The sequence below is a fragment of the Gordonia sp. DT218 genome, assembly GCF_049847105.1.
Taxonomy (GTDB): domain Bacteria; phylum Actinomycetota; class Actinomycetes; order Mycobacteriales; family Mycobacteriaceae; genus Gordonia.
In genome coordinates this window covers 169341-191005 of record NZ_JBNCNS010000004.1, presented here as the reverse complement: position 1 = coordinate 191005, position 21665 = coordinate 169341, and the positions used below count along the sequence as shown (strand labels likewise).

Annotated in this window: 20 protein-coding genes; 9 read left to right on the top strand and 11 right to left on the bottom strand. The window is 67.3% G+C overall.

The window, feature by feature from the left end; genetic code table 11:
- The first annotated feature begins 27 nt into the window (after positions 1-27).
- Positions 28-909: a DUF559 domain-containing protein gene (locus ACPXCG_RS16285; protein ID WP_425793016.1), complete on the top strand. Its 882-nt coding sequence runs from the start codon at positions 28-30 to the stop codon at positions 907-909.
- A 68-nt stretch (positions 910-977) separates the two neighbouring features.
- On the opposite strand, the gene ACPXCG_RS16280 is transcribed toward ACPXCG_RS16285, so the two are convergent.
- Positions 978-4307 (bottom strand): arabinosyltransferase domain-containing protein, encoded by a 3330-nt coding sequence (locus tag ACPXCG_RS16280; RefSeq protein WP_425793015.1) that lies wholly within the window; start codon positions 4305-4307, stop codon positions 978-980.
- A gap of 68 nt (positions 4308-4375) precedes the next feature.
- Here ACPXCG_RS16280 and aroQ point away from each other — a divergent pair, with 68 nt between their 5' ends.
- Together aroQ and ACPXCG_RS16270 are read left to right on the top strand one after the other, a co-directional pair.
- Positions 4376-4843, top strand: coding sequence for a type II 3-dehydroquinate dehydratase (aroQ, locus tag ACPXCG_RS16275; protein ID WP_425793014.1), 468 nt, complete (start codon positions 4376-4378; stop codon positions 4841-4843).
- Entirely contained in the window at positions 4840-5652 is an 813-nt protein-coding gene (locus tag ACPXCG_RS16270; protein ID WP_425793013.1) for an SAM-dependent methyltransferase, read from the top strand. Before aroQ ends, ACPXCG_RS16270 begins: the two co-directional genes overlap by 4 nt.
- A gap of 32 nt (positions 5653-5684) precedes the next feature.
- On the opposite strand, the gene ACPXCG_RS16265 is transcribed toward ACPXCG_RS16270, so the two are convergent.
- Positions 5685-5996: an antibiotic biosynthesis monooxygenase family protein gene (locus ACPXCG_RS16265; RefSeq protein WP_425793012.1), complete on the bottom strand. Its 312-nt coding sequence runs from the start codon at positions 5994-5996 to the stop codon at positions 5685-5687.
- Between the two features lie 134 nt (positions 5997-6130).
- Here ACPXCG_RS16265 and ACPXCG_RS16260 point away from each other — a divergent pair, with 134 nt between their 5' ends.
- Positions 6131-6580: an SRPBCC domain-containing protein gene (locus ACPXCG_RS16260; RefSeq protein WP_425793011.1), complete on the top strand. Its 450-nt coding sequence runs from the start codon at positions 6131-6133 to the stop codon at positions 6578-6580.
- A gap of 37 nt (positions 6581-6617) precedes the next feature.
- Complete coding sequence (locus ACPXCG_RS16255) at positions 6618-6941, top strand: ArsR/SmtB family transcription factor (RefSeq protein WP_425793465.1); 324 nt, start codon at positions 6618-6620, stop codon at positions 6939-6941.
- A 105-nt stretch (positions 6942-7046) separates the two neighbouring features.
- On the opposite strand, the gene ACPXCG_RS16250 is transcribed toward ACPXCG_RS16255, so the two are convergent.
- The 6 genes from ACPXCG_RS16250 to ACPXCG_RS16225 all read right to left on the bottom strand — a co-directional run bounded on the left by ACPXCG_RS16250 (position 7047) and on the right by ACPXCG_RS16225 (position 14900).
- Entirely contained in the window at positions 7047-7808 is a 762-nt protein-coding gene (locus tag ACPXCG_RS16250) for an MBL fold metallo-hydrolase (RefSeq protein ID WP_425793010.1), read from the bottom strand.
- Positions 7809-7821: 13 nt separating this feature from the next.
- Positions 7822-9759 (bottom strand): galactan 5-O-arabinofuranosyltransferase, encoded by a 1938-nt coding sequence (locus ACPXCG_RS16245; RefSeq protein WP_425793009.1) that lies wholly within the window; start codon positions 9757-9759, stop codon positions 7822-7824.
- Between the two features lie 2 nt (positions 9760-9761).
- Positions 9762-10523 carry a decaprenylphospho-beta-D-erythro-pentofuranosid-2-ulose 2-reductase gene (locus ACPXCG_RS16240; protein ID WP_425793008.1) on the bottom strand — a complete coding sequence of 254 codons (762 nt, stop codon included), beginning with the start codon at positions 10521-10523 and terminating at the stop codon, positions 9762-9764.
- 35 nt (positions 10524-10558) lie between these two features.
- Positions 10559-11983, bottom strand: a complete 1425-nt coding sequence (locus ACPXCG_RS16235) for an FAD-binding protein (RefSeq protein WP_425793007.1) — start codon at positions 11981-11983, stop codon at positions 10559-10561.
- A gap of 97 nt (positions 11984-12080) precedes the next feature.
- The gene (locus ACPXCG_RS16230) at positions 12081-13616 is read right to left on the bottom strand and encodes a phytoene desaturase family protein (RefSeq protein ID WP_425793006.1); all 1536 of its coding nucleotides are present in this window, start codon (positions 13614-13616) and stop codon (positions 12081-12083) included.
- 66 nt (positions 13617-13682) lie between these two features.
- Positions 13683-14900, bottom strand: coding sequence for a prolyl oligopeptidase family serine peptidase (locus ACPXCG_RS16225; RefSeq protein WP_425793005.1), 1218 nt, complete (start codon positions 14898-14900; stop codon positions 13683-13685).
- 67 nt (positions 14901-14967) lie between these two features.
- On the opposite strand from ACPXCG_RS16225, the gene ACPXCG_RS16220 reads away from it, so the two are divergent.
- Genes ACPXCG_RS16220 through ACPXCG_RS16210 form a run of 3 tightly spaced genes read left to right on the top strand, consistent with a single transcriptional unit; the run spans position 14968 to position 17775 of the window.
- Positions 14968-15798, top strand: a complete 831-nt coding sequence (locus ACPXCG_RS16220; protein ID WP_425793464.1) for an aldo/keto reductase — start codon at positions 14968-14970, stop codon at positions 15796-15798.
- Positions 15799-15851: 53 nt separating this feature from the next.
- Positions 15852-16355, top strand: a complete 504-nt coding sequence (locus tag ACPXCG_RS16215) for a GtrA family protein (protein ID WP_425793004.1) — start codon at positions 15852-15854, stop codon at positions 16353-16355.
- Between the two features lie 4 nt (positions 16356-16359).
- Positions 16360-17775 carry a phytoene desaturase family protein gene (locus ACPXCG_RS16210; RefSeq protein ID WP_425793003.1) on the top strand — a complete coding sequence of 472 codons (1416 nt, stop codon included), beginning with the start codon at positions 16360-16362 and terminating at the stop codon, positions 17773-17775.
- Positions 17776-17781: 6 nt separating this feature from the next.
- On the opposite strand, the gene ACPXCG_RS16205 is transcribed toward ACPXCG_RS16210, so the two are convergent.
- The 3 genes from ACPXCG_RS16205 to ACPXCG_RS16195 form a co-directional block, all read right to left on the bottom strand.
- Positions 17782-18660, bottom strand: a complete 879-nt coding sequence (locus ACPXCG_RS16205; protein WP_425793002.1) for a TIGR03619 family F420-dependent LLM class oxidoreductase — start codon at positions 18658-18660, stop codon at positions 17782-17784.
- Between the two features lie 287 nt (positions 18661-18947).
- Positions 18948-19640 (bottom strand): SDR family oxidoreductase, encoded by a 693-nt coding sequence (locus ACPXCG_RS16200; RefSeq protein ID WP_425793001.1) that lies wholly within the window; start codon positions 19638-19640, stop codon positions 18948-18950.
- A gap of 69 nt (positions 19641-19709) precedes the next feature.
- Complete coding sequence (locus ACPXCG_RS16195) at positions 19710-20183, bottom strand: winged helix-turn-helix transcriptional regulator (protein ID WP_425793000.1); 474 nt, start codon at positions 20181-20183, stop codon at positions 19710-19712.
- 144 nt (positions 20184-20327) lie between these two features.
- Here ACPXCG_RS16195 and ACPXCG_RS16190 point away from each other — a divergent pair, with 144 nt between their 5' ends.
- Positions 20328-21656, top strand: a complete 1329-nt coding sequence (locus ACPXCG_RS16190) for a DHA2 family efflux MFS transporter permease subunit (protein WP_425793463.1) — start codon at positions 20328-20330, stop codon at positions 21654-21656.
- Positions 21657-21665 lie beyond the last annotated feature (9 nt).

Here is a 21665-nt window from a genome sequence, read left to right as displayed (position 1 = left end):
CTGAACAGCTCTTGCGTCTATGGATGCATGGCAGACGAGACGGCTTTGCGCGCGATGATCGCCGACCATGATGGTGTGTTCACCTCGGTGCAGGCGGGCGCATGTGGCGTCGACTCCGACGGCGCCCGTCGTCGGGTGTCGACGGGCGAGTGGATCAGAGTCGTGCGATCCGTCTATCGGGTGTCGAACCGAAAACTCGACGCACGGATGCGCATGCGCATCGCGGTCCTGTCGGCCGGCCCGGGTTCGGCGCTGTACGGGTCCTGCGCGGCGTGGTGGCATGGTCTGATCACCAAGCCGTCGTCGACCATCACCGTGATCGCTCCACACGGCCGACATGGCAGGCCAGTCGACGGAGCACTCGTCTGGCACCGAACGGTTGCCCCGATGGATCTCACCGTCGTCGACGGTCTGACGGTGACCTCGATCCCACTGACCGTCCTCGACGCATCCGTGGACATCGTTGTGCGAGTAATGGATTCGGCACTTCTCCGCGAGCAGGTCACGTTGATCGAGCTGGTCGACACACAACACCGCAACAGCGGACGAAGGGGATCAGCGCGCTCACGCATCATGCTGGCGGCCATGTCGGCGGGTGCGCGGTCCGAGGCCGAGCGAAAGGCCGTCGCGGTGCTCAGTTCTTCGGACGTCTCCGGCTGGGCCACCAATGTCCCGGCATGCGGCTACATCCTCGACCTCGCCGTGGTCGAACACAAGATCGCCATCGAGATCGACGGATTCGCGTTCCACAGTGACGCCGAGGCCTTTCAGCATGATCGTGAGCGCCAGAACGTCCTCGTCGCCAACGGTTGGACCGTTCTGCGCTTCACTTGGCACGACCTCGCCGAACGCCCCGGATGGGTACTCGCGCAGATCCGGGCCGCCATTCGACGGGTGACTGCGGCGTGACGCCCCGATTCGGTAGTACGTACCCGCTGTCGACGCGTGTACGTACTACGAAATCGGGAGTCTGGGAATCAGTGCCGGATCGGCGCCGGGCTCCAGAGCCCGCTGCGGGTGGCGGTTCCGGTGTCGACATCGGCCAGCGTGGTCACATCGCCGTACGGCGTGTAGCGCTCGAGCGCGCCCCAGTCACGCCCGATGTCGTCCTGGAGGTAGGTGGACATCGCGGTGGCCTGCTGAGAGACCTCGATCCAGCCGAGTGGTCCCCCGCCGAAGGAGTTCTGCCATGCCGACACCGCGGCCGCCAGGTCGGCGCCGGGCATGATCCGCCACTTCGGGATCTCGGCCACCCCGTCCTTGTGGGTGAACGGCCGCTGACATGGGAAAGAGAGGCCGGAGGTCCAGTCGACGTGCACGGGGTCCTCGCGCCCGACCACCTGCTGCAGCGTCTGCATCTCCGGGAGCCGAGGCGGCGTGACCACGATGAAGCGGTCCTCCGAGAGGTTCTCGTCGGTCGCGACGATGCGCACTGCGGTGATGTCGTCCGGCAGTGAATCAGTGGTGACACGGGCGTTCCGCCACGACGGGCGCGGGCCGGGGTCGATCATCTCGGTGTCACCGGTGGCATGCAGCGACGCGTCGCGGGTACCCGGTCCGACCGGGTCGGTGGTGTATTCGAGCAGGAGATCCGGATTGTCGAAGAGACCGGCGACCGAGAACGCCACCATCGGACGGTCCTTGTAATCGGCGGGCATCGCGTACCACGCCGACGTCAGATGCGCCGGAACCTGATCGGTCTTCGAGTAGCTGCCCATCACCGGGGTCTTCGCCGGGTCGAGGAAGAAGGGGAGTTGTGCGTAACTGCCGTTGACCCCGGCGGTCGACTCGATGCCGCCTCCGGTGCCGCCGGCGTTGGCGGTCAGCACATCCGGTGACGCGACCGCGCTACCGGCCAGCACGCCCAGCGAGCCCTCGCTCGCCGTCGTCTCGAGATCCTCGTCCACACCGTTCGCATTGAAGCCGGTGGTCGCCGGCTGGGTTGCGTCGGCCGGTGCCGTCGGCGGACCGGCCAGCGGGTCGGCGATCGATCCGTCCACCGGGGTGAGCTGGTAACGGCTCGGGTCCGTCTCGACCCAGACCTTGTCGGCCATACCGCATTCCTCGCCTTTGAGCGCCTCCAGATTCGCGCGCGGCACGGAATACGACGAACTCTGCTGGATACCGGCGAACATCGCGGTGACAAGGGCGAAGATCACCACCGCCCCGGCGACGAAGGCCAGCGGAGCCGAGGCCAGCATCGTCCAGAGGCGGCGATACCATGGCCGCGCCGAACGGTCGGGGAGCCCGTCGGCCGGATCTGCGCCGGTGAACGGCTCACGGAAGTGGAACCACAACGCCGCCAACAGGAGCACGAGTGACGCGTAGAGCAACAGATTTGCCAGGTTAACGCCCGCGATGGTGACCTGCATGCCGCCCCAGGGCATGCCCCAGGCGGATGAGTAGTAATAGGAGTTGGGTGCGGTGAATGCCAGACCCGCGACGAACAGGACCAGCGCCGCGAACAGTGTGCGGTTGCGCCGCGAATGCATGACCTGATTGCTCGCCGCGATCGCCGCGATGGCGGCCAGTGCCGCCCCGAGCCCGGCGAACACCCCGAAGTGATGCGTCCACTTTGTCGGCGTGAACATGAGGAACACCAACGACGCGAAGGTGATCGCGACGATTCGTCGGGACGGCCCCAGCGCAGTGCCCGGGATGCGGGACCGGCGGATCAGCATCGCCGCCGACACCACCAGGCCGAGGATCATCACGAGGACGGCGAACCGTCGCACGATGGAGCCGTCGGCGGAGAAGGCGAACAGCGACGAGTAGCGATTGATCTCGTTGTACCAGTGGCCGGACGGCCCGAGCGCGGTCTTCATCTGCGACGCCTCGACAAATGATCGCAGCGTGAGATTGGAGAACACGACGAAGATGATGAAGGTGCCGGCTGCGAGGATCGGCGCCAAGAGCGCGACATAGGCCCACCGGCCGCCGCCGATGACCTTCGCGCGTTTGATCAACGCCAGGATCATCGGTCGCGCGCCCGCGATGAGGGCGGCCACGGCGAGCAGACCGGTCGGACCGGCGGCCAGGCTGAACGCACCGATGAGACAGGCCACGGCGGCGGGTAGCAGGCGCCCGGTCGCGATGGCACGCTCCACCGAACACCACGTGAGCAGGGCACCGAGACAGATGATCGGCTCCGGGCGCAGACCGTTGTCGAACGGGAACCACGACACCAGGAACACGAAGGCGGCCGTCCACCCGACGGACGGGCGGGTGATGGCGGCACGACCGAGCCTCGGCAACACCTCGTGGCTGATGATGAGCCAGACGCCGATGCCGCAGATCAACGCGGGGATGCGCATCCACGGGCTGGCCACGCTGACGTGGCTGAGCAGTCCGAAGACCTGGTAGTACCAGCCGAATGGTGCCTCTGGCGCGCCATACCATCGGAAGTAGTTGGCCGTGTATTGCGCGTTCTGTGCGACGCGGGCCATGGTCAGCAGATAGCCGTCGTCGGAGGTGTTGGGTCCGATGAAGTGCCACACGATCAGCGCGCCGATGACCACGTAGTCGCGGGCGTTGAGTCGCCACCAACGCGCCGGCAGGATGCGCCGGTGTTTGCGGCCGTCGGTGGAGTCGAGGACGGCGAGGGCGGCCAGCGACAACAGGGTGCAGATGATCCCGACGATCAGGACGAGCCACTTCAGAATGGTCGGAGCCGTCGTGTAGCGGGAGTCGATGGTGGCGTGGGCGCTGAGACCCGGCTGGTTCGCGGCCGGACCGGAGAGATCGGTGAACAGTCCGGTGACCTGTGGTCGCTGGTCCTTGTCGTAGGTGTTGGACTCTCGGCCCTCGGTGGTGCCGTCGAGTGGTTCGCCCTGGTCGTTGTGCATTCCGACGAACTCGGCCGACACCGCTTCGGAGTCCGCGTGCACGACGATCTCGCGGCAGTCCTGCTGTCGGACCTGCGCCAACGTGGCCGACACCAGCGGGAGGTTGCGGATGACCACTTCGATGGTCTGCTGATCGGCGGGGTCGCCGGGCTGTCCGGTCTTGCGGATGAACAGCCCGCGTTCCGGGGATTTCTCGGCCTCTTTCGGCGTCGTCGACAGCAGTACCGATTCGCCATCGCCGAGTTGATCGATGGCACTGCACGGAACGTGCGCGTCGAAGTCGATGGGGACATAGCTGATCAGCGGGGCGGCAACCGATCCGACGGTGTTGTCTTGTGGCCAATTGATCTGCGCCGTGGTCTGGCTGACCGGCATGAGGGGTGTGGCCAGTGCCATGAAGAATCCGAGCAGTCCGGTGATGATGGCAACGATCTTGGCTCGTCGGACTGTCAGCGATGGCACAAAGAGAGATGGTAACCGTTGCTCCTGGACGCGATGTCGGCGCGAAGGACTGAACTATGGTTGGAGCCATGCCGGACACCTCGTCGAGCCCCGAACCCCTGCCGATTCTGCTGCTCAACGGCCCGAACCTGAACACCTTGGGCATCCGGCAGCCGGAAGTGTACGGATCGGCGACCCTCGACGACGTGGTCGCGCTCGCGGAGCGGACCGCGTCGGCGGTCGGGTTCGGACTGCGGGCGGCCCAGACGAATCACGAGGGCCAGATGATCGACTGGATTCACGAGGCCCGCGGGCAGGTCAGTGGCATCGTGATCAACCCGGGCGGCTGGACGCACACATCGGTCGCGCTGGCCGACGCGCTGGTGGTTCCGGAGGTGCCGATCATGGAGGTCCACATCAGCAACATCCACCGGCGCGAGGCGTTCCGGCATCACTCCTACGTGTCACCGGTCGCGTCCGGGGTGATCGCAGGCTGCGGCATCCCGGGCTACGAGTTCGCGATCCGCCGGCTCGCCGAACTGGTCGACGCCAATTGAGCGAACTGGATGCCGTCGGCAGAACCGCCCTCGGGGTGGCATGGGCGCGGGCGACAGAGTCCTCGCGTCCGGATGCGCTCTTTCATGACCCGCTCGCCGAGGCCATCGCGCGTGTGCGACCGCGGCCGTATTCGGCGGAACGTGCGATCGAGGGCGCCCGTCGCGAGGTCGAGGCGATGTATCTGTGGATCGTGGCGCGGACCCTGTTCCTCGACGACGTCTTCGCCGACGCCGCCGCGGCGGGGATTCGGCAGTTCGTCATCCTCGGCTCAGGTCTGGACGGCCGAGGATTCCGGAACGGGTTCACTCCCGACTCCCGGCTGTTCGAAGTCGACCGCCCCGCGGTGGTCGACGTGAAGGAAGCCGTGGTGGCGCAGGCGGGGATCGACCCCGTCGTCGATCGGCGGCCGGTGCGTTGCGATCTCGTCGACGACTGGTTGCGTGCGCTGCAGGACAACGGTTTTCGGCCTGACGAACCGTCGGCATGGTTGGCCGAGGGGCTGCTCGCGTATCTGCCCGCCGACGTCGTGTCCCGCGTCGTCGAAGGTGTCAGCGTGGCGGCGACAGCGAATTCGAGGATCGGTGTCACCGTGCGCCGCGCCGGCAAACGCACGCCCGGCCGCGATGATCCGTTCGCCGAGATCCGTGCACTCTGGCACGACAACCCGGATATCCCCGCAGCCTTCGACGCGGCGGGATGGGAGTGCTCGCTGAGCGACACCGGGTCCGTGCTCGCGGCGCACGGCAGGACGATCGACTTGCCGGGGATGAGCTCGGCGTCCCTGTTGGCGGGTACTCGGCGAGGTTGACCGCGCGGGGCCCGCAACGGCGCGTCACGATGTCACGAGTACGTCCCGAAATCCCCGGTGACCCCGAGCCGCTCCAGGAACGCGGCTCGGTCGAATCCGCTCGCCGCGACATCCGCGGCCACCGCGCGCCCGGCGTTCTGCAGTGCCTCACACGACTCCCATGTCACCGCGGTCACCACGTTGTAGTCGCTCTCGCCGTCGACCAGGGTGACGACGTCGTTGCGGACGATGCCGGGCTGGCCGCCGAGAATCTGGTGGGTGTGCCGTACTCGAGTAAGGAACTCGGGCATGGCGTCGGCGGGCACGGAGAACTTGTCGATGCGGTGGAGCAGCGGTGATGTCATGTCGCCAACTCTCATACTTCAACTTCACTTGAGGTCAAGGCCACCCGATGAATTGCAACTCGGGGGTTGCAATAACCGCACCCTTTGTGCAACTATCGAGTTGCACATAAATCATCGAGTCCGAGGAGGACACCATGGACACCCAATTCGATCGCATCGAACGCGAGATCAGCATCGACGCACCCGCCGACCGTGTCTGGGCACTGGTCAGCGAGCCGGGCTGGTACATCAACGATCAGAAGATCATCGACCATCAGATCAGTCGCGACGGCGAGGTCTCGTACATCACCGACCCCGATCACGGCCGGTTCGCGTTCCGGACCGTGACGCTCGACGAACCCAAATACGCGGCCTTCCGCTGGCACATCGACGCCGACGACCTGTCGAGTTCGTCGACGCTGGTGGAGTTCTGGGTCACCGAGGTGGAGTCGGGTGTGGTGCTCAAGGTCGCCGAGTCGGGCTTCGCGTCGCTCTCCGAACCGGAGGCCGATCGCCGCTCCCGATTCGACGACCACACCCAGGGGTGGCGCCTCGAGCTGGATCTGGCTCGCGCCCACCTCGCCGGGGCCGCTGCCCGTGCCTGATGCAGATGTGGTCGGGGCGAGCGAAGCGACGGGGCAGGTGGACGACGCCGCGCCGGTCGATCTGTTCGCGGCGCTCGCCGACGACAGCCGGTGGCAGATCCTGGTGACGCTCTCCCGGTCCCCGGCATCGGCGTCGGCGCTGGCGGCCGAACTGCCCATCACCAGACAGGCGATCGCGAAACACCTTCGCGTGCTGGAGGATGTGGGTCTGGTCAGCTCGGCCAAGGCCGGCCGGGAGCTGCGCTACGAGCCGGTGGGTGCGCGGCTGAGTCAGGTCGCCCGGCAACTCGATGCCATCGCGCGCGGCTGGGACCGCCGCCTCGACCGCATCAGGTCGATCGCCGAGGACGGCCGCCCCTGAAACCGCCCCCGGAAACCGCCCGTTGGCGAGGCCCATCGACGTATTTCGACCGTGGCCCGGTGGCGGGTGCTTTCCGGGGGCGGTTTTCAGGGATCGCCGGACCGCTCAGGACACCTCGAGTGCCCGCCGGGCGGCGTCGGCGACGGAACCGTCGTACCGCGGTCCATGGCCGGGGAACAGGATCGTCGCGTCGAGCCGGGTGAAGGATTCGACGGTCCGCCGCGCCGCGTCGACGTCATGCTGAAAGGCATCCGAGATGCATTGCGGGCCTGCTATTGCCGAGATCGGGTGCCCGCTGACCAGTGCATCGCCGGACACCAGGACCGTTGCGTCGGCGACGAGATAGGCGCTGTGCCCGTCGGTGTGGCCGTGCGCGGCGACCGGGGTCGGGCCGCCCGGTAGGTCGAGCGGGGTCCCGAACGGCTTGGCGCCGTCGATTCCCTTGCGGCTCAACACGCCGAGCGGGGTGACCGCGGCCAGCCATCGCAGGACGCGTGGCCGGTATGCGATCGGCAGGATGTCGAGGGGTCCCGCCTGCTGGAGGTATTCGCGTCGGGCGTGTGCCACCTCGGCCGGGTCCATGAAGACGTCGAATCCGTATTGCTCGCTCAGGGACACCAGCCCGCCGAGGTGATCGACGTGGGCATGGGTCAGCAGCGCCCCGCGGATGTCCTCGGGCCGGCCGCCGATGTGACGGATCGACTCCACCACGTCGGAGGCCTGGCCCGGATAGCCGCCGTCGATCAGGGTGATGTCCGAACCCTCTTGGAGCAGAATCCAGTTCACGACGTCGGTATGCACCAGGAAGGCCGACGACGATCCGGCGTCGACCCGGCTGATGAGGAACTTGCTCTTCGGCACGATCACTCCTGACCCACGATCATCGCCGCACCACCACCACGAACGGTCCGACCTCGGTCACCGTGAACCGGGGATCGGCGAACACCGCGGGATCGAACGTGACCGAGTACCGGCTGACGTTCGGGTCGTTCGGGTAGACATCCTTCGCCAGCCTCAACGTGTAACCGTCTGCGCCGTAACGGAACAGGAAGACGTTTGGCGGCTTCCACGGGGACCGGTCGAGTTTTCTGATCATCTGGTCCGGCGTGGTGGATTCCGACCATCGCCCGATGGTGGCCGCCCGCTTGTCGAACTCGGCCAACGGGTTGGCGTAGTGCGACGTCAGACCCTGGAAACCCCAGTACGGGAAGACGGAGAGGAATCCGTAGTCGGCGGTGAGCACCACGTTCTGGTCGGCCGGTCGGCCGGTCTGTTTGTGGATGAGGCGGTTGATCTCGGGGAAGTACGATTCGGCGCCCGGTGGCCGCTGATCGGCACGCTTCCCGTAGCCGTCGGTGTCGGTGTACGCGGTGGTGATCTCGGTGGAGAGGTAACCGGGTACACCCTGGGCGAGGGCGATGGCGGACACCGCCGCCACGGCACCGATCGCGAAGCGGACATCGCCGAATTTGCCGACCGCCCACCGTGACACCTCCGCGACACCGAGTACGCCGGCGGCGCCGAGCGTCGCATCGAGAATCGGATCGAGACGGAACGAGAGGAGCGTGGTGCCTGCGGCGGTGAGGAGCATCGACAGCAGGCAGAACAGGTAGACGGTCAGCACCGTCAGGCCGAGCGCGAGGGCGGTGGTGCGTTTCCGGAAGCGCAGCAGGAGCCAGATCAGTCCGATGAAGGTGATGATCCCGACGAGGGTGAAGTGGAAGAACGGCAGCGGCAGGATGGAGCCGCGCTCGGGCAGGTAATGCTCGGCGGTGCCGCCGCTGGCCGGCTCGCTGCGGGCCCTCGACCACAGGTACGGCGCCCACACCAGCAACGCGATGACTCCGGCGATCACCCCGACCGACACCAGCCGGCCGATGATCGCGCCGATCGTCGATCGGCGACGGGCGGACACCGTGTCGTCGGGCACGGCCTTGTTGGACGCGCCACGCCATGCCTGGCCGATGAGATAGAGCGCCATGAGGGCTGCGGTGAGGGCGAACAGGCCGGTGTAGAGCGTGTAGAAGGTGGCGCTGAGGCCGAAGAACGCACCCGCCGCGACCACCGCGGGCCAACTCGTCCCGCGCCGGAGACCGCCGACCGGGCCGTCGGCGATGCGCGATCGGCCGCGTAGCGCGTAGAGCAGCGTGATGAGCATCGGCGTGCCGATCATGACCAGCACCGCCGCGTACGGCTCCGGGGAGGCGTACATGAGCGTGATGGTGGTGACCGCCAGCGCAATCGGGATCCCGCGGTTCGGGCCGACCATCCGGGTCCACAGCAGGATGCCCACCGCCGCGGCGATCGACATCGAGATGATCGCCCACGGTTTGTAGGCCTCCCAGCCGGGAAGGCCCTCGAAATTGGCGAATCGCCCGCCCCACCAGAACCAGCCGGCCGGGTAATACGGCGGTAGGTCGATGTAGGTCATGTCGGCCAGCCGGGGGCTGCTCGTCATCCTGGTCAGGTACTCGGTGCGGAACTCCTGATCGACCGAGAGCCCGAACAGATAGAGCTTGGTGGCACCCAGCGGCATACCGAGCGTGACCGTCACCAGACCGGCCGACGCGACCACCGACAGGAGGCTGGTCAGCCATCGTGCGCGGCCGCCGCGATGGAGGATCACGGCGATCACCATCAGCGCGACGGCGACCACCTGGCCGACGGTGGTGAGCGCCCGACTCACGTTGGAGGAGTTGAACGCGGGCCAGTCGACGGCCCCGATGATCTTGAGACCGATGTAGGCGATCAGGACAGCGACGATCGCACCGACGACGAGTTCTCCGACGTCGCGGGTGCGGCGAGCGGGCACTCCCATCCTCAGATTGGCAGTCGACGGAAGATCGGGCGCGGGATGTGCCGCAGGATGATCATCACGAAGCGGAACGGCCCGGGCGCCCAGACGATTTCCTTGCCCTTGTCGGCGGCCGCGACGGCCAGGCGTGCGACGTCCTCCTTCTCGACCGTCATCGGCGCCTCCTTCACGTGCGCCGAGAGGCGGGTCCGGACCTGTCCCGGCCGGATGACCAGGACGCGGATGCCGAACGGACGCAAGGCGTCACCGAGTCCGAGGTAGAAGCCGTCGAGACCGGCCTTGGTGGAGCCGTACACGAAGTTGCTGCGGCGCACCCGTTCTCCGGCGACCGAGCTCATCGCGATGATCTGCCCGAATCCCTGTGCGCGCATCTTCTCGCCGAGCAGCACACCCACCGACACCGCGGCGGTGTAATTGATCCCCACCTCGGTCACCGCGGTCTTCTGGTCCTGCCAGGCCTTCTCGTCGTCGGGCTGGATACCGAACGCCACGATCGCGACGTCGATGTCGCCGCCGGCGAAGGCCTTGTCCAGCACGGCCGGATGGGTGTCCGGCGCGAGGGCGTCGAAGTCGATCTGCTCGACACTCGAGGCGCCGGCCTTGGTCATCTTCGCCACGGCGGCGGCCGCGGTGGGATCTCCGGGCACAGTGGCGAGGACCACCCGCATGGAGGCCTTCTTGAGGTATTCCTCGGTGATGGCCAGGCCGATCTCGGAACTTCCGCCGAGGACCAGGATGGACTGGGGTACGCCAACGGCGTTGAACATGGTGACCTTTCGCTGGTCGGGAATGAGGCGCGGTATCAGTTGAGTTCGAGTCGGCGCGCCATGTCGGACATGAAGACCCCGGTCGGGTCGATCTTCCGGCGGATGGCGATCCACTCGTCGATCTGTGGGTACATCTGGTGGAAGTTCTGCGCGGATGTCCGGGAGTCCTTGGCCGTGTAAAGCCGCCCGCCCATCGACATCACCCGGCGGTCGAGGTCCACGAGGAATGCACCCAGGCTCTTGTTGACGGGGAAGTCGAGGCAGACGTTCCAGCCCTTGAACGGGAAGCTCAGCGGCGCCTTGTTGCCGTCGCCGAAGAGCTTGATCACGTTCAGGAAGCTGACGTGGCCGGAGGCCTGGATGTCGAGGATGAGCTGCTTGAACTCGCTCTCGTTGCCGGTCGGCACGATGAACTGGTACTGGGCGAAACCTCCCCCGCGGCCGTAGGCGTTGTTCCAATTCCCGATCACGTCGAGCGGGTGATAGAACTGCGGCAGGCTCTCGATGACGTCTCTCTTGTTGGAGCCCATCCGATAGTAGGCCTCACCGACCAGCGAGAAATCGAACTTGTTGGCCAGCCCGCGCGGGAAGATGTTCGGTACCGAGATCAGTGGTTTCGGGTCGAACTTGAGCGGGTTGTTCTTGAGTTTCATCGGCAGATCGTCGAGGGTGGCGAGATTGCCGCGGCTGAACGATCCGCGCCCCAGTTTCGGTGGGCCGCTGATGGTGTCGAACCAGCCGGAGGCATATTCGAAGCCGTCCTCGTACTTTTGTTCCAGGTGCAGGTCGATCGTCTCGTCGAGGCTGTTCGTGGTGAACGTGTCGGCGAGGAAGTACGCGGTCTCGGTGCGCTTGAGCTGCATCTTGGCGCGCAGGATGATGCCGGTCAGCCCGATGCCGGCCACGGTCGCCCAGAACAACGATCCGTCCGCGTCGTCGGCGGAACCGTCGGGGGCCAGCGTCAGGATCCGTCCGTCGGCGACGAGCAGCTGCATCTCGGTGATGTGATTGCCGAAGCTGCCCATGCTGTGGTGGTTCTTGCCGTGGATGTCGTGGGCGATCGCCCCGCCGATGGTCACCTGCCGGGTACCGGGCATCACCGGGACCCAGAACCCCCTGGGAACCACGATCTTCATCAGGGCATCGAGCGAGAGTCCCGCGTCGACGTCCACGATCGCGGTGTCCTCGTCGAGCGAGTGCACGCGCGTCAGCGGTGTCATGTCGATGGTCAGACCACCGCTGTTCTGGCCGGACTCGTTGTACGACCGGCCCAGGCCCCGGGCGATCACGCCACGCTTGAGATAGTCCGGTTTGTCCGCGTTGTCGTCGGCGACACGGGCCACCGCTTCGGCGATGACCTCGGGATATGGCGTCGACAACACGTGACCGATGGTCGGCGTGGTGCGGGACCAGCCCACCAGCGTGCGGGTCTCGATCGGCAACAGCTCTTCTGTAGACATCGCTCATGAGGGTACCTGCACGGTGCGCGGGCACAGCGCCCTCACGGTGAGAAACGCTGAGGGATGGATGTGCATCTGCGACGGTTGCCCCGGATCGCTAATCGCGCAGCGTTCTCGCCGCCGCATTGTGGCCGGGGATGCCGCTCACCCCGCCGCCGCGCCGTGCCCCCGCACCGCAGAGCAGGAGTCGCGGATGTCGGGTCTCCACGCCCCAGGACCCGACCTCGGATTCCGACTCGGCCCACGGCCACTGGAGACTGCGGTGAAAGATGTTGCCACCCGGCAGGCCGAGGCTCTCCTCGAGATCCTGGGGTGTCTTGACCTCGATGCAGGGATTGCCGGTCACGTCGTGGGCGATCACCGATTGGATGGGCTCGGCGAGGACGGAGTTCAGCGATGCGAGCGTGGCGCCGACCGCATGCTCGACGGCACCGGGCGCGTCGAACACCTCCGGGGGCATGTGCAGGGCGAACAGCGTCAGCGTGTGCCTGCCCTGGAGCTCGGGGCCGAGGATCGAGCCGTCCGAGAGTGTGTGGCAATAGATCTCGCACGGCGGCAGCTCGGGCACCTGGCCACGGTCGGCCTGCAGCCAGGCGGTCCGCAACTGGGTCGCCGATTCGTTGATGTGGAAGGTGCCGGCGAAGGCGGCCTCCGGCGACGTCGACGTGTCGAGCAGGCGCGGCAGACGCTCGAGCAGGAGGTTGATCTTCAGTTGCGAACCCCTCGGGTCCGCCTCGGTGTCGACGGGGTCGTCGAGGAGACCGTTGATCACCCGTGGCGCGCACGCGGCATACAACATCGATCCGGTCACGCGGTCGTCGGCGAGTTCGACGGTCCCGTCCGACGGGTCGACGCCGAGCACTCGGACGCCGGTGCGGATCTCGGCGCCCGCCGAGGCTGCGGCCTGATAGAGCGCGCCGGACACCGCACCCATCCCGCCGACCGGCACATCCCAGTCGCCGGTCCCACCGCCGATGAGGTGATACAGGAAGCAGATGTTCTGCCGCAGCGCCGATTCGTCGAGGTCGGCGAAGGTGCCGATGAGTCCGTCGGTGGCGACGATGCCGCGCACCACGTCATCGTCGAAATACTGCCCGAGAAGCTCACCGAGCGGACGTGTCGTGAGCATCTCCCAGATCTCGGCATCCGAGGTGTCGGTGCCGACCACCAGATCGCGCATCTGCTCGGCCGCCCGAAGCGGTTCGATCATCGTCGGGAAGACCCGCTGCGCGATGGTGCCCATCCGGGTGCCGAACGACTCCCACGCGGTGAACGCCGCCTCGGAGCCGGTGGCGCGCCGAAACGACGCGGCGGTCGCCGCGGTGTCGTCGTTGTCGACGAGGATGCCGGTCGCGGGGTCGGTCGGCAGCGGGGTGTACGAGGAGAACCGGCGTCGGATCAGCCGGATGTCGAGTTCGAGGTCCGTGACGATCTCCCGTGGCAGGAGCGACATCAGATACGAGTAGCGGGAGACGCGGGCGGGCAGACCTGGGAACGGCATCGCCGACACCGCGGCGCCGCCGACATGATCGGCGCGCTCGAGCACCAGTACCGAGCGTCCGGCGGCCGCGAGATACGCGGCGGCGGTCAGCCCGTTGTGTCCGGCACCGATGATGATGTCGTCGTAGGTCATCACCGTCCAGCCTCGCAGATCGCCGCACGCGGTGGGCGAGGTTCACGGCACGTGGTGCGACACCGATCAGCGCATGATGCGCGCCAGGAACGGCGTCGAGTCGGCCATCGACGCGATCACCGTGCCGGAGTGGTCCTTGTCCGGGTAGACGTGCAACTCGACGGGCTGGTTGGCCGCGCGCATCTGGGCATACAGCGAGAGTGCCGACGGCGCAGGCACATCGGTGTCGAGCAGGCCCTGCCCGAGGAAGATCGGTCGGTCGTAGCCGGAGTAGGGGGTCCCCATGTACCGGGTCAGCGCCGCCTGTCCACCCGGCAGCGACGAGATCGGTTTGCGGAACATGGTCCGCAGGTCCCGCCCCTTCATGAGGGCGGTCATCTCCGGATAGCAGAGGGTCCGTGCGGCGCCGATCAGTCGGCGGCCCGTCGGGGTCATGATCGACATGGGGTCGAGATCCGGTCGGGCATCGGCGAAACCGGCCAGGATGTAGGCGGCGTATGTGTTGAGCGCGGCCGGCAACGTCACCGGCGGAAAGGCGGGCCCGCCGAGACCGAGGAGCAGTTCGATGTTCGCCGGCGTGCCGGTGGCCACCACGCCGCGATAATCCAGTCCGCTGCCCGCGGACAGCTCGGTCGCCCGGCGCGCTCCGCCGAGCGCGGCCCCCGCGCCCTGGGACTGGCCGACGATGGCCCATCGCGGCGCGAGGGGCAGGCCCATCTGTCGTGCGGCCTTCACCGAGTCGACGATCGAATGCGCCTCCGACTCCCCGTTGAGGTAGCTCATCAGCCCGGGTGTCCCGAGGCCGACGTAATCGGTCGCCACCACGGCGTATCCCTGGCGTAGCCAGTGTCCGAGATAGGCCGAGTCACGCTCGCTGCGGGGCTGCGCCGACGGGGTGCAGCTGTCGCCGAGGCCGGTGGTGCCGTGCGCCCACGCGATCATCGGCCAGCCGCCGCGCGGCGGTGTTCCGCCGGGCACGAACACGGCACCGGTGCTGGACGCCGGGTGGTTGTGCTGATCGGGCGTCGCATAGTGGATGCGGTATGCCTTCGCCGCGCCCGGCACACTGAGCCCGGTGCCGAGGGGCACCTGCGAGATCAGGGTCCCCGCCTTGGTCGGTACCGGTCCCGGGTGGTCGCGGACGTCCATGCCCGACCACTGCGGCGCGGCGGTCCCCGGTTCCGCGGCGGCGAGGGCCGCCGGCGACACCGCCCAGGCAGCGCCGCCGAGGGCGAGGGCGACGATGGTTGCGGCGGCGCCCCGGCGCAGCGAGCGAGACTTCATGAACGGCAGCGTAGATCACGTCTTCGACCGCCTCACCGAGATCCCCGGATACGCCTATCCTTGGTGGGTGGACATTCCGTCAGTGAAGCTGAACAACGGATACGTGATCCCGATGGTCGGACTCGGGACGTCGGGCCTGTTGGGGCGACCGAGTGTCTCCGCGGTCGCCGGCGCCATTCGGTCGGGATATCGGATGATCGACACGGCGAGCCGGTACAGCAACGAGCGCAGTGTCGGGATGGGTTTGCGGCAGTCCGGAGTCCCCCGCGACGACGTGGTGGTGCAGACCAAGCTCGGGGGCGGCGACCACGGGTTCGACGAGGCGATCAACGCGGCACAGGACAGCGCGCGGCGCCTGGCCGTCGACCACCTCGACATCTACCTGATCCATTGGCCCTGTCCGAGTCTCGGCCGCACGGTCGAGTCGTGGAAGGCGCTGCTGACACTGGCCGACGAGGGCTTCATCCGCACCGCAGGCGTCTCGAACTTCACCCAGCACCAGCTGCAGGCACTCTATGACGAGACCGGACGCTGGCCCGCGCTCAATCAGATCCAGTGCTCCCCGGCGCTGGCGCGGACCGAACTCCGGAAATTCATGACGGACAACGGGATTCATACGCAGGCCTGGCACCCGACCGGACGCAAGGAGGGCATTCTCGGCGAGCCCGCAGTGATCCGACTGGCGCGCAAGTACGGCAAGTCGCCCACCCAGATCGCGCTTCGATGGGCGGTCCAGGAGGGGATAAGTGTGGTGCCGAAGTCGTCGCACGCCGGTCGCCAGATCGAGAACGCCGATCTCTTCGATTTCGCGTTCGAACCGGACGACCTCGCTGCACTGGCCGAACTCGATCGTGGCGAGAAGGCCGCGCGCGATTCCGACGTCGAGGAAGAGTTCTAGGGACCGGGGCCACCGGCGGCCATCCGATCGACGGCTGGACTAGGGTTGCAGGCGTGTCTCGACCCGAGTCCGGCGCAGAGGACGACCATCCGCGCCATGACGATTTCACCACCCGCCATGCTCCGACGCCCCTGGAGCTGCCGTTCAACGACGGCGAGGCGTCGACGAATGTCGACCTCAAGACACAGATCATCCGATTCGCCATCACCGGCGCGGGGTCCGGGGTCCTCGACTTCGGGCTGACCCTGATCCTCCAATATGCGATCGGGACGCCGTTCTGGATCGCCAAGTCGTTCGGCTTCATCCTCGGCACCACCACCGCATATCTGCTGAATCGTCGCTGGACGTTCGAGGCCGAGCCGAGCGCATTGCGGTTCGTTGGGGTGGCGGCACTCTACGGTGTCACGTTCTTCGTGAACGTCGGTCTGTACACCTGGTGCTCGCACCTGTGGCCGCAGACGATCGTCTACAGCTTCGCCGCCTATGTGATCGCGCAGGGCACGGCGACGGTCATCAACTTCATCGTGCAACGCCTGGTCATCTTCCGGATCAGCTGACGAGATGACCTCCGCGGTCGTCGTCGGAAGCGGGCCCAACGGTCTCACCGCAGGGGTCATGCTGGCGCGCGCGGGCTGCCGGGTCCATGTGATCGAGGCCGCGGACGCCATCGGCGGCGGCGCGCGCTCGGCAGAGTTGATGCGGCCCGGCGTGCTGCACGACGTCTGCTCGGCGTTCCATCCGATCGGCGCCGGATCGCCCGCACTGCGGAGTCTCCGTCTCGACGAGCACGGTCTGCGATGGAGGTGGCCGGAGATCGACTGCGCGCATCCGCTCGACGGCGAGCGGGCCGCACTGCTCCATCGCTCGGTCGCCGACACCGCCGACGGTCTGGGTGCGGACCGAGCGATCTGGCGAGACATGATCGGTGGGATCGCGGCGGACTTCGACGACCTCGCCGACGATCTCCTCGGTCCGCTCGTGGCCATGCCGCGCCATCCGGTCAAGCTGGCGGGGTTCGGGCATCGGGCCCTCTATCCGGCGACCGGTCTGGCCCGGGTCTTCCGCACCGCGCAGGCCCGCGCACTCTTCGGCGGTGTCGCCGCACACGCCTTCACGCGTCTGGATCGCCTGGGTTCGGCCGCGCCGGGTCTGGTCCTGCTCGCGGCCGGGCATCGGCATGGCTGGCCCGTGGCGCAAGGCGGTTCGGGGGCCATCGTCACCGCTCTGGCCTCGGCACTCATCGATGCAGGCGGAACCATCACCACGGGCCGGCAGGTCACCCACATCGACGAGGTGGATTCGGCCGACGTGGTGCTGCTCGACGTCATGCCGGCCGCGGCCGCCGGCATCCTCGGAGATCGTTTGTCGGCGCGCCGGTCTCGGCGCTACCGCCGGCACAGTCACGGTCCGGCGGCGTTCAAGGTCGACTACCTCGTCGACGGCGACATCGGCTGGACCGACCGCGACTGTGGGCGCGCAGGCACCGTGCATCTCGGCGGCACCTTCGAGGAGATCGTCGCGGCGGAGAACGACGTCGCCGCCGGCCGGATGCCGGCGAGCCCGTTCACCTTGGTGGGTCAGCAATGGCTCGCCGATCCGACGCGAGCCACCGGCTCCCTGCGACCGCTCTGGGCCTACGCCCATGTGCCGCACGGGTTCACCGGCGATGCGACATCCGCGGTGACCGCGCAGATCGAACGATTCGCGCCGGGGTTCGCGGCGCAGATCGTCGACTCGGTGAGCACGTCGCCCGCGCAGCTGCAACGGCAGAACGCGAACCACGTGGGCGGCGACATCGGCGGAGGACGAAACGATCTCACCCATCTGATCGCCAGGCCGCGACTGTCGCCGAATCCGTATGCGACCGGGGTGCCCGGTGTGTACCTCTGCTCGTCGGCCACCCCGCCCGGCGGTGGGGTGCACGGTATGTGCGGCCGCAACGCCGCAGAGGCGGCGTTGCGGTATCTCAGCCGGTGATGGCGATCAGCCGTTCACTTTGGCGATGACGTTGTCCGCGTACCAGTTCAGGTGGTCTATCTTCTTCTGCAGAGGCTCCGTGTCGGGGCCCTTGATGTAGGGCAGCCGGAATCCGACGATCACGTCGGTCACGCCCTTGTCCTCGAGGCGTTTGCAGCCGTCGACCGAGTACGCGTCGACGGAGATCACATGGATCTCGAAGGGGTCGTTGAGCTTTCCCTCGGCCTTGCGGATGTCGTCGATCTTCTCGATCAGCGCGTCGAGTTCCTCGCCGTCGCCGCCGCCGTGCATCCAGCCGTCGCCGCGGACGACCGCCCGGCGCAGGGCCGGGTCGGCGTGGCCGCCGACGAGCATGGGGATCGGCTCGGTGGGCGCAGGCGACATCTTGATCTTGGGGATGTCGTAGAACTCGCCGTGGAACTCGAAGTACTCACCGGTGGTGAGACCCCGGATGATGTCCATGCATTCGTCCATGCGCTTGCCGCGGCGTTTGAAGTCCACGCCCATGAAGTCGTAGTCCTCGGGCCACGGACTGGTGCCCACACCCATCGCGAAGCGGTTGTTGGTCAGGAAGGCGACCGAACTCGCCTGCTTGGCCACCAGGGCCGGCGGGCGGACCGGGAGCTTCACGACGAAGGGTGTGAACCGGATCGTCGAGGTCACCGCGCCAAGCGCGGCGGCCTGGATGAACGTCTCGATGAACGCCTTGTCCTCGAGGAACTCGCGGTTGCCGTCCTCGGTGTAGGGGTAGGTGGCGTCCGATTCCTCGGGGTAGGCCAGCGAGTCCGGGATGGTGAAACCCGCATATCCCGCCTGCTCCGCCGCCTGGGCGAGCGGGGGGTAGAACGTCGGGTCGGTCATTGCCTCGGCGAAGGTGAAGCGCATCGTGCTCCTCGGGTGGACGTAGGGCAGTCTCACTCAGAGTAGAACACGTTCTAATTACGTTGGGAAGGAATCCCCCGGGCTCCGGGCCGGCCAGTCGCCACCCTCGTCGACGGCACCCGGTTTCTCGCCGGCAGCAATCGGGATTCCGCGCCGACGGCCCGACATCCGCGTCTCGGATCCGCGGAGTCATCCGAGGACGGGTCGCGTTGGTGGGCAGCACGCACCACGCCGCGTCATCCGGCCGGACGCCGTCGGCCGATTCGCGTGCTGAGCGCCGAATCACCGGCTCAGCCGGGCAGTGCCGCGGTGGTGTTGGTGCTCAGCGATGCGCGGACCGCGGCGGTGATGTCGTCGACGATCGCCTCGTCGGCACCCTCTTCGAGTGCATCGAGAATCTGCCCGACCACCATGTCCGGGGCGAGCTTCGGAGCGTCCGTGACACCCTCGGTCATCGGGGTCGCCGCGTAGGACAGGTGCGCGCCGAGGACCTGTGTGCCCTGCGTGGCCAGCTCGGCGCGCAGGCTGTTGGTCAATCCCCACAGGGCGGCCTTCGACGAGGAATAGGCGCCCGGTGCGGCGATCCAGCTCAGCACCGACGCGATGTCGACAACGGCACCGCCGCCCCGGGAGGCGAGCGTCGGTGCGAAGGACCGGGTCATCTCCAGAACTCCGAACACATTGGTGTCGAAGACATCCCGGATCTCAGAGATGGGCGAGGTCAGCAACGAGGAACCGCCGAGGATGCCGGCGTTGTTGATCAGGATGTCGACGTCGGGTGCGGCCTTCGCGGAAGCCGCGATGCTGTCCGGCTCGGTCACGTCGAGACGCATCGGGACCACGCGCGGGTCGGCGTGGTTGATCTCACGTCGCGCCGCGGCGTAGACCTTCGCGGCCCCGCGCCCGAGTGCCTGGGTGACGAACTCGACGCCGAGCCCGCTCGATGCGCCGGTGACGAGGACGGTGTGGCCGTTGATGTGCATGGGTGATGGTCCTCTCGATCGTGGAACTGATGGCTGTGGAACTGCTTCGGTGGGACAGGCCTGGACTGGTCAGCGCTGGGGGAGCGGGCTGTTCTCACCGGCGCCGGGTCCCGGGTGAACCCGCAGGGAGTCGCGAGTGACCCGTTCGCCACACTCCGAGCACGTCGGCTCGACGACCATCGTGTGACCACAGGCGCGGTGTGTGGTCACGACGGGCGCGCCACCCTCGGCGGCCCACGTGTCGCCCCATTGACGCAGCGCCGCGACCACTGTCCACAGGTCGCGGCCCTTGTCGGTGAGCAGGTAGTCGAAACGCACGGGTTTGTCCTGGTAGGGCTGTTTGGTCAGCACCTCGTGTTCGACGAGGGTGTCGAGCCGCTGGGTGAGTACGTTGCGTGCGATGCCCAGGCGCGTCGAGAACTCGTCGAACCGGGTCACGCCGAGTAGTGCGTCGCGAACGATCAGCAGGGTCCACCACTCGCCGACGATCTCCAGCGTCTGGGCGACCGAGCAGTTCATATCGGTGAAGGGCGTCCGGCGCATGACCCCACAGTAGTGAGTTGCGTCAAACAACTCAACTCTGATTACATCAGTTGCGTGAAACAACTCATCGGACGGACGCCTGCGGAGACGTCGACACCGGGTCGCCCCGGTGTGGTCCTGGCGATACTGTCGCTGGCCGCATTCATGGCCAGTCTCGACGTCTTCATCGTCAACGTGGCCTTCGATGACATCGGGCGCGACTTCGGCGGTGTCGGCCTGTCCGAACTGTCGTGGGTGCTCAACGCGTACACGATCATCTACGCCGCGCTGCTGGTTCCGGCGGGTCGGATCGTCGACCGGTTCGGTCGCAAGGGCGGCTTCCTGCTCGGACTGGCGATCTTCACCGTCGCCAGCGCCGCGTGTGCTGCGGCCCAGGGGGTCTGGTGGTTGGTCGCGTTCCGCTGCCTGCAGGCGGTCGGGGCCGCGATCCTCACCCCGGCGAGCCTCGGTTTGGTCGTCTCGACCATGCCGCCGCACCTGCGCGCTCGCTCGGTCCGCATCTGGGCCGCCACCGGCGCGCTCGCCGCGGCCCTCGGGCCGGCCGTCGGGGGTCTGCTCGTCGAGGCATCGTGGCGCTGGGTGTTCCTGGTGAACGTCCCGGTCGGGATCGCCGCGTTGATCGCCGGGGCCGTCGTGCTCACCCGCTCGCGAAACGAGACGGAGACCGAACTCCCCGACCTGCTGGGCGCCACCCTGCTGGCCGTAGCGATCGGGGCGCTGACGCTCGGCCTGGTGGAAGGCACCGAATGGGGCTGGACGGACCCGAGGATCGTCGGTTCGTGGGTCATCTGCGTCGTCGCACTCGTCGGGTTCGTCGTCAGTTCCGCGCGGCACCCTGAGCCCGTCATCGACCCGGCGTTGTTGCGAGTACGGGCCTTCTCGTTCTCGAACATCACCGCGGTGCTCTTCGCGATCCCGTTCGCGGGTGCCCTGCTCGCGAACATTCTCTGGTTGCAGCAGGTCTGGGGCTACTCGGCGATCAAGACCGGATTCGCGGTGTCGACCGGACCTCTCATGGTCCCGATCTTCGCCGCCGTGGCCCATCGGCTGAGTGCGCGTATCCCGGTGGGTGCCATCGTGTCCGCCGGATGCGTGCTGTTCGGACTCGGTGGCGTGATCATCGCGCTGTCGGTGGACGCGACCCCGGACTATGCGACCGAGATCCTGCCCGGGTGGCTGATCGGTGGAATGGGTGTCGGACTCGCGCTACCGTCCATCCTCTCGTCGGCCACCGCCGACCTTCCGGCAAGTCAATCCGCGACCGGGAGCGCGGTGGTCAACATGAGCCGCCAGATCGGCATGGCTCTCGGCGTCAGCCTGCTGGTTGCGATCATCGGCACGCCAGTCGGATATGCAGCTGCGCACAAGGCTTTTCAGCAGGCTTGGTTCGTGCTCGGGCTGGTTGCGGTGCTCGGTGCGGTGACGGCTGTCGGTATGACGCCGCCGAAGCGGGCGGCACCGCCGATCGAGTAGGTGACGAGC

Coding starts and splice junctions, on each gene's coding strand:
- ACPXCG_RS16285 (WP_425793016.1), top strand. CDS start 28: ATGGCAGACGAGACGGCTTTGCGCGCGATGATCGCCGACCATGATGGT.
- aroQ (WP_425793014.1), top strand. CDS start 4,376: ATGCCGGACACCTCGTCGAGCCCCGAACCCCTGCCGATTCTGCTGCTC.
- ACPXCG_RS16265 (WP_425793012.1), bottom strand. CDS start 5,996: ATGACATCACCGCTGCTCCACCGCATCGACAAGTTCTCCGTGCCCGCC.
- ACPXCG_RS16260 (WP_425793011.1), top strand. CDS start 6,131: ATGGACACCCAATTCGATCGCATCGAACGCGAGATCAGCATCGACGCA.
- ACPXCG_RS16245 (WP_425793009.1), bottom strand. CDS start 9,759: ATGGGAGTGCCCGCTCGCCGCACCCGCGACGTCGGAGAACTCGTCGTC.
- ACPXCG_RS16240 (WP_425793008.1), bottom strand. CDS start 10,523: ATGTTCAACGCCGTTGGCGTACCCCAGTCCATCCTGGTCCTCGGCGGA.
- ACPXCG_RS16235 (WP_425793007.1), bottom strand. CDS start 11,983: ATGTCTACAGAAGAGCTGTTGCCGATCGAGACCCGCACGCTGGTGGGC.
- ACPXCG_RS16230 (WP_425793006.1), bottom strand. CDS start 13,616: ATGACCTACGACGACATCATCATCGGTGCCGGACACAACGGGCTGACC.
- ACPXCG_RS16225 (WP_425793005.1), bottom strand. CDS start 14,900: ATGAAGTCTCGCTCGCTGCGCCGGGGCGCCGCCGCAACCATCGTCGCC.
- ACPXCG_RS16210 (WP_425793003.1), top strand. CDS start 16,360: ATGACCTCCGCGGTCGTCGTCGGAAGCGGGCCCAACGGTCTCACCGCA.
- ACPXCG_RS16205 (WP_425793002.1), bottom strand. CDS start 18,660: ATGCGCTTCACCTTCGCCGAGGCAATGACCGACCCGACGTTCTACCCC.
- ACPXCG_RS16200 (WP_425793001.1), bottom strand. CDS start 19,640: ATGCACATCAACGGCCACACCGTCCTCGTCACCGGCGCATCGAGCGGG.
- ACPXCG_RS16195 (WP_425793000.1), bottom strand. CDS start 20,183: ATGCGCCGGACGCCCTTCACCGATATGAACTGCTCGGTCGCCCAGACG.
- ACPXCG_RS16190 (WP_425793463.1), top strand. CDS start 20,328: ATGGCCAGTCTCGACGTCTTCATCGTCAACGTGGCCTTCGATGACATC.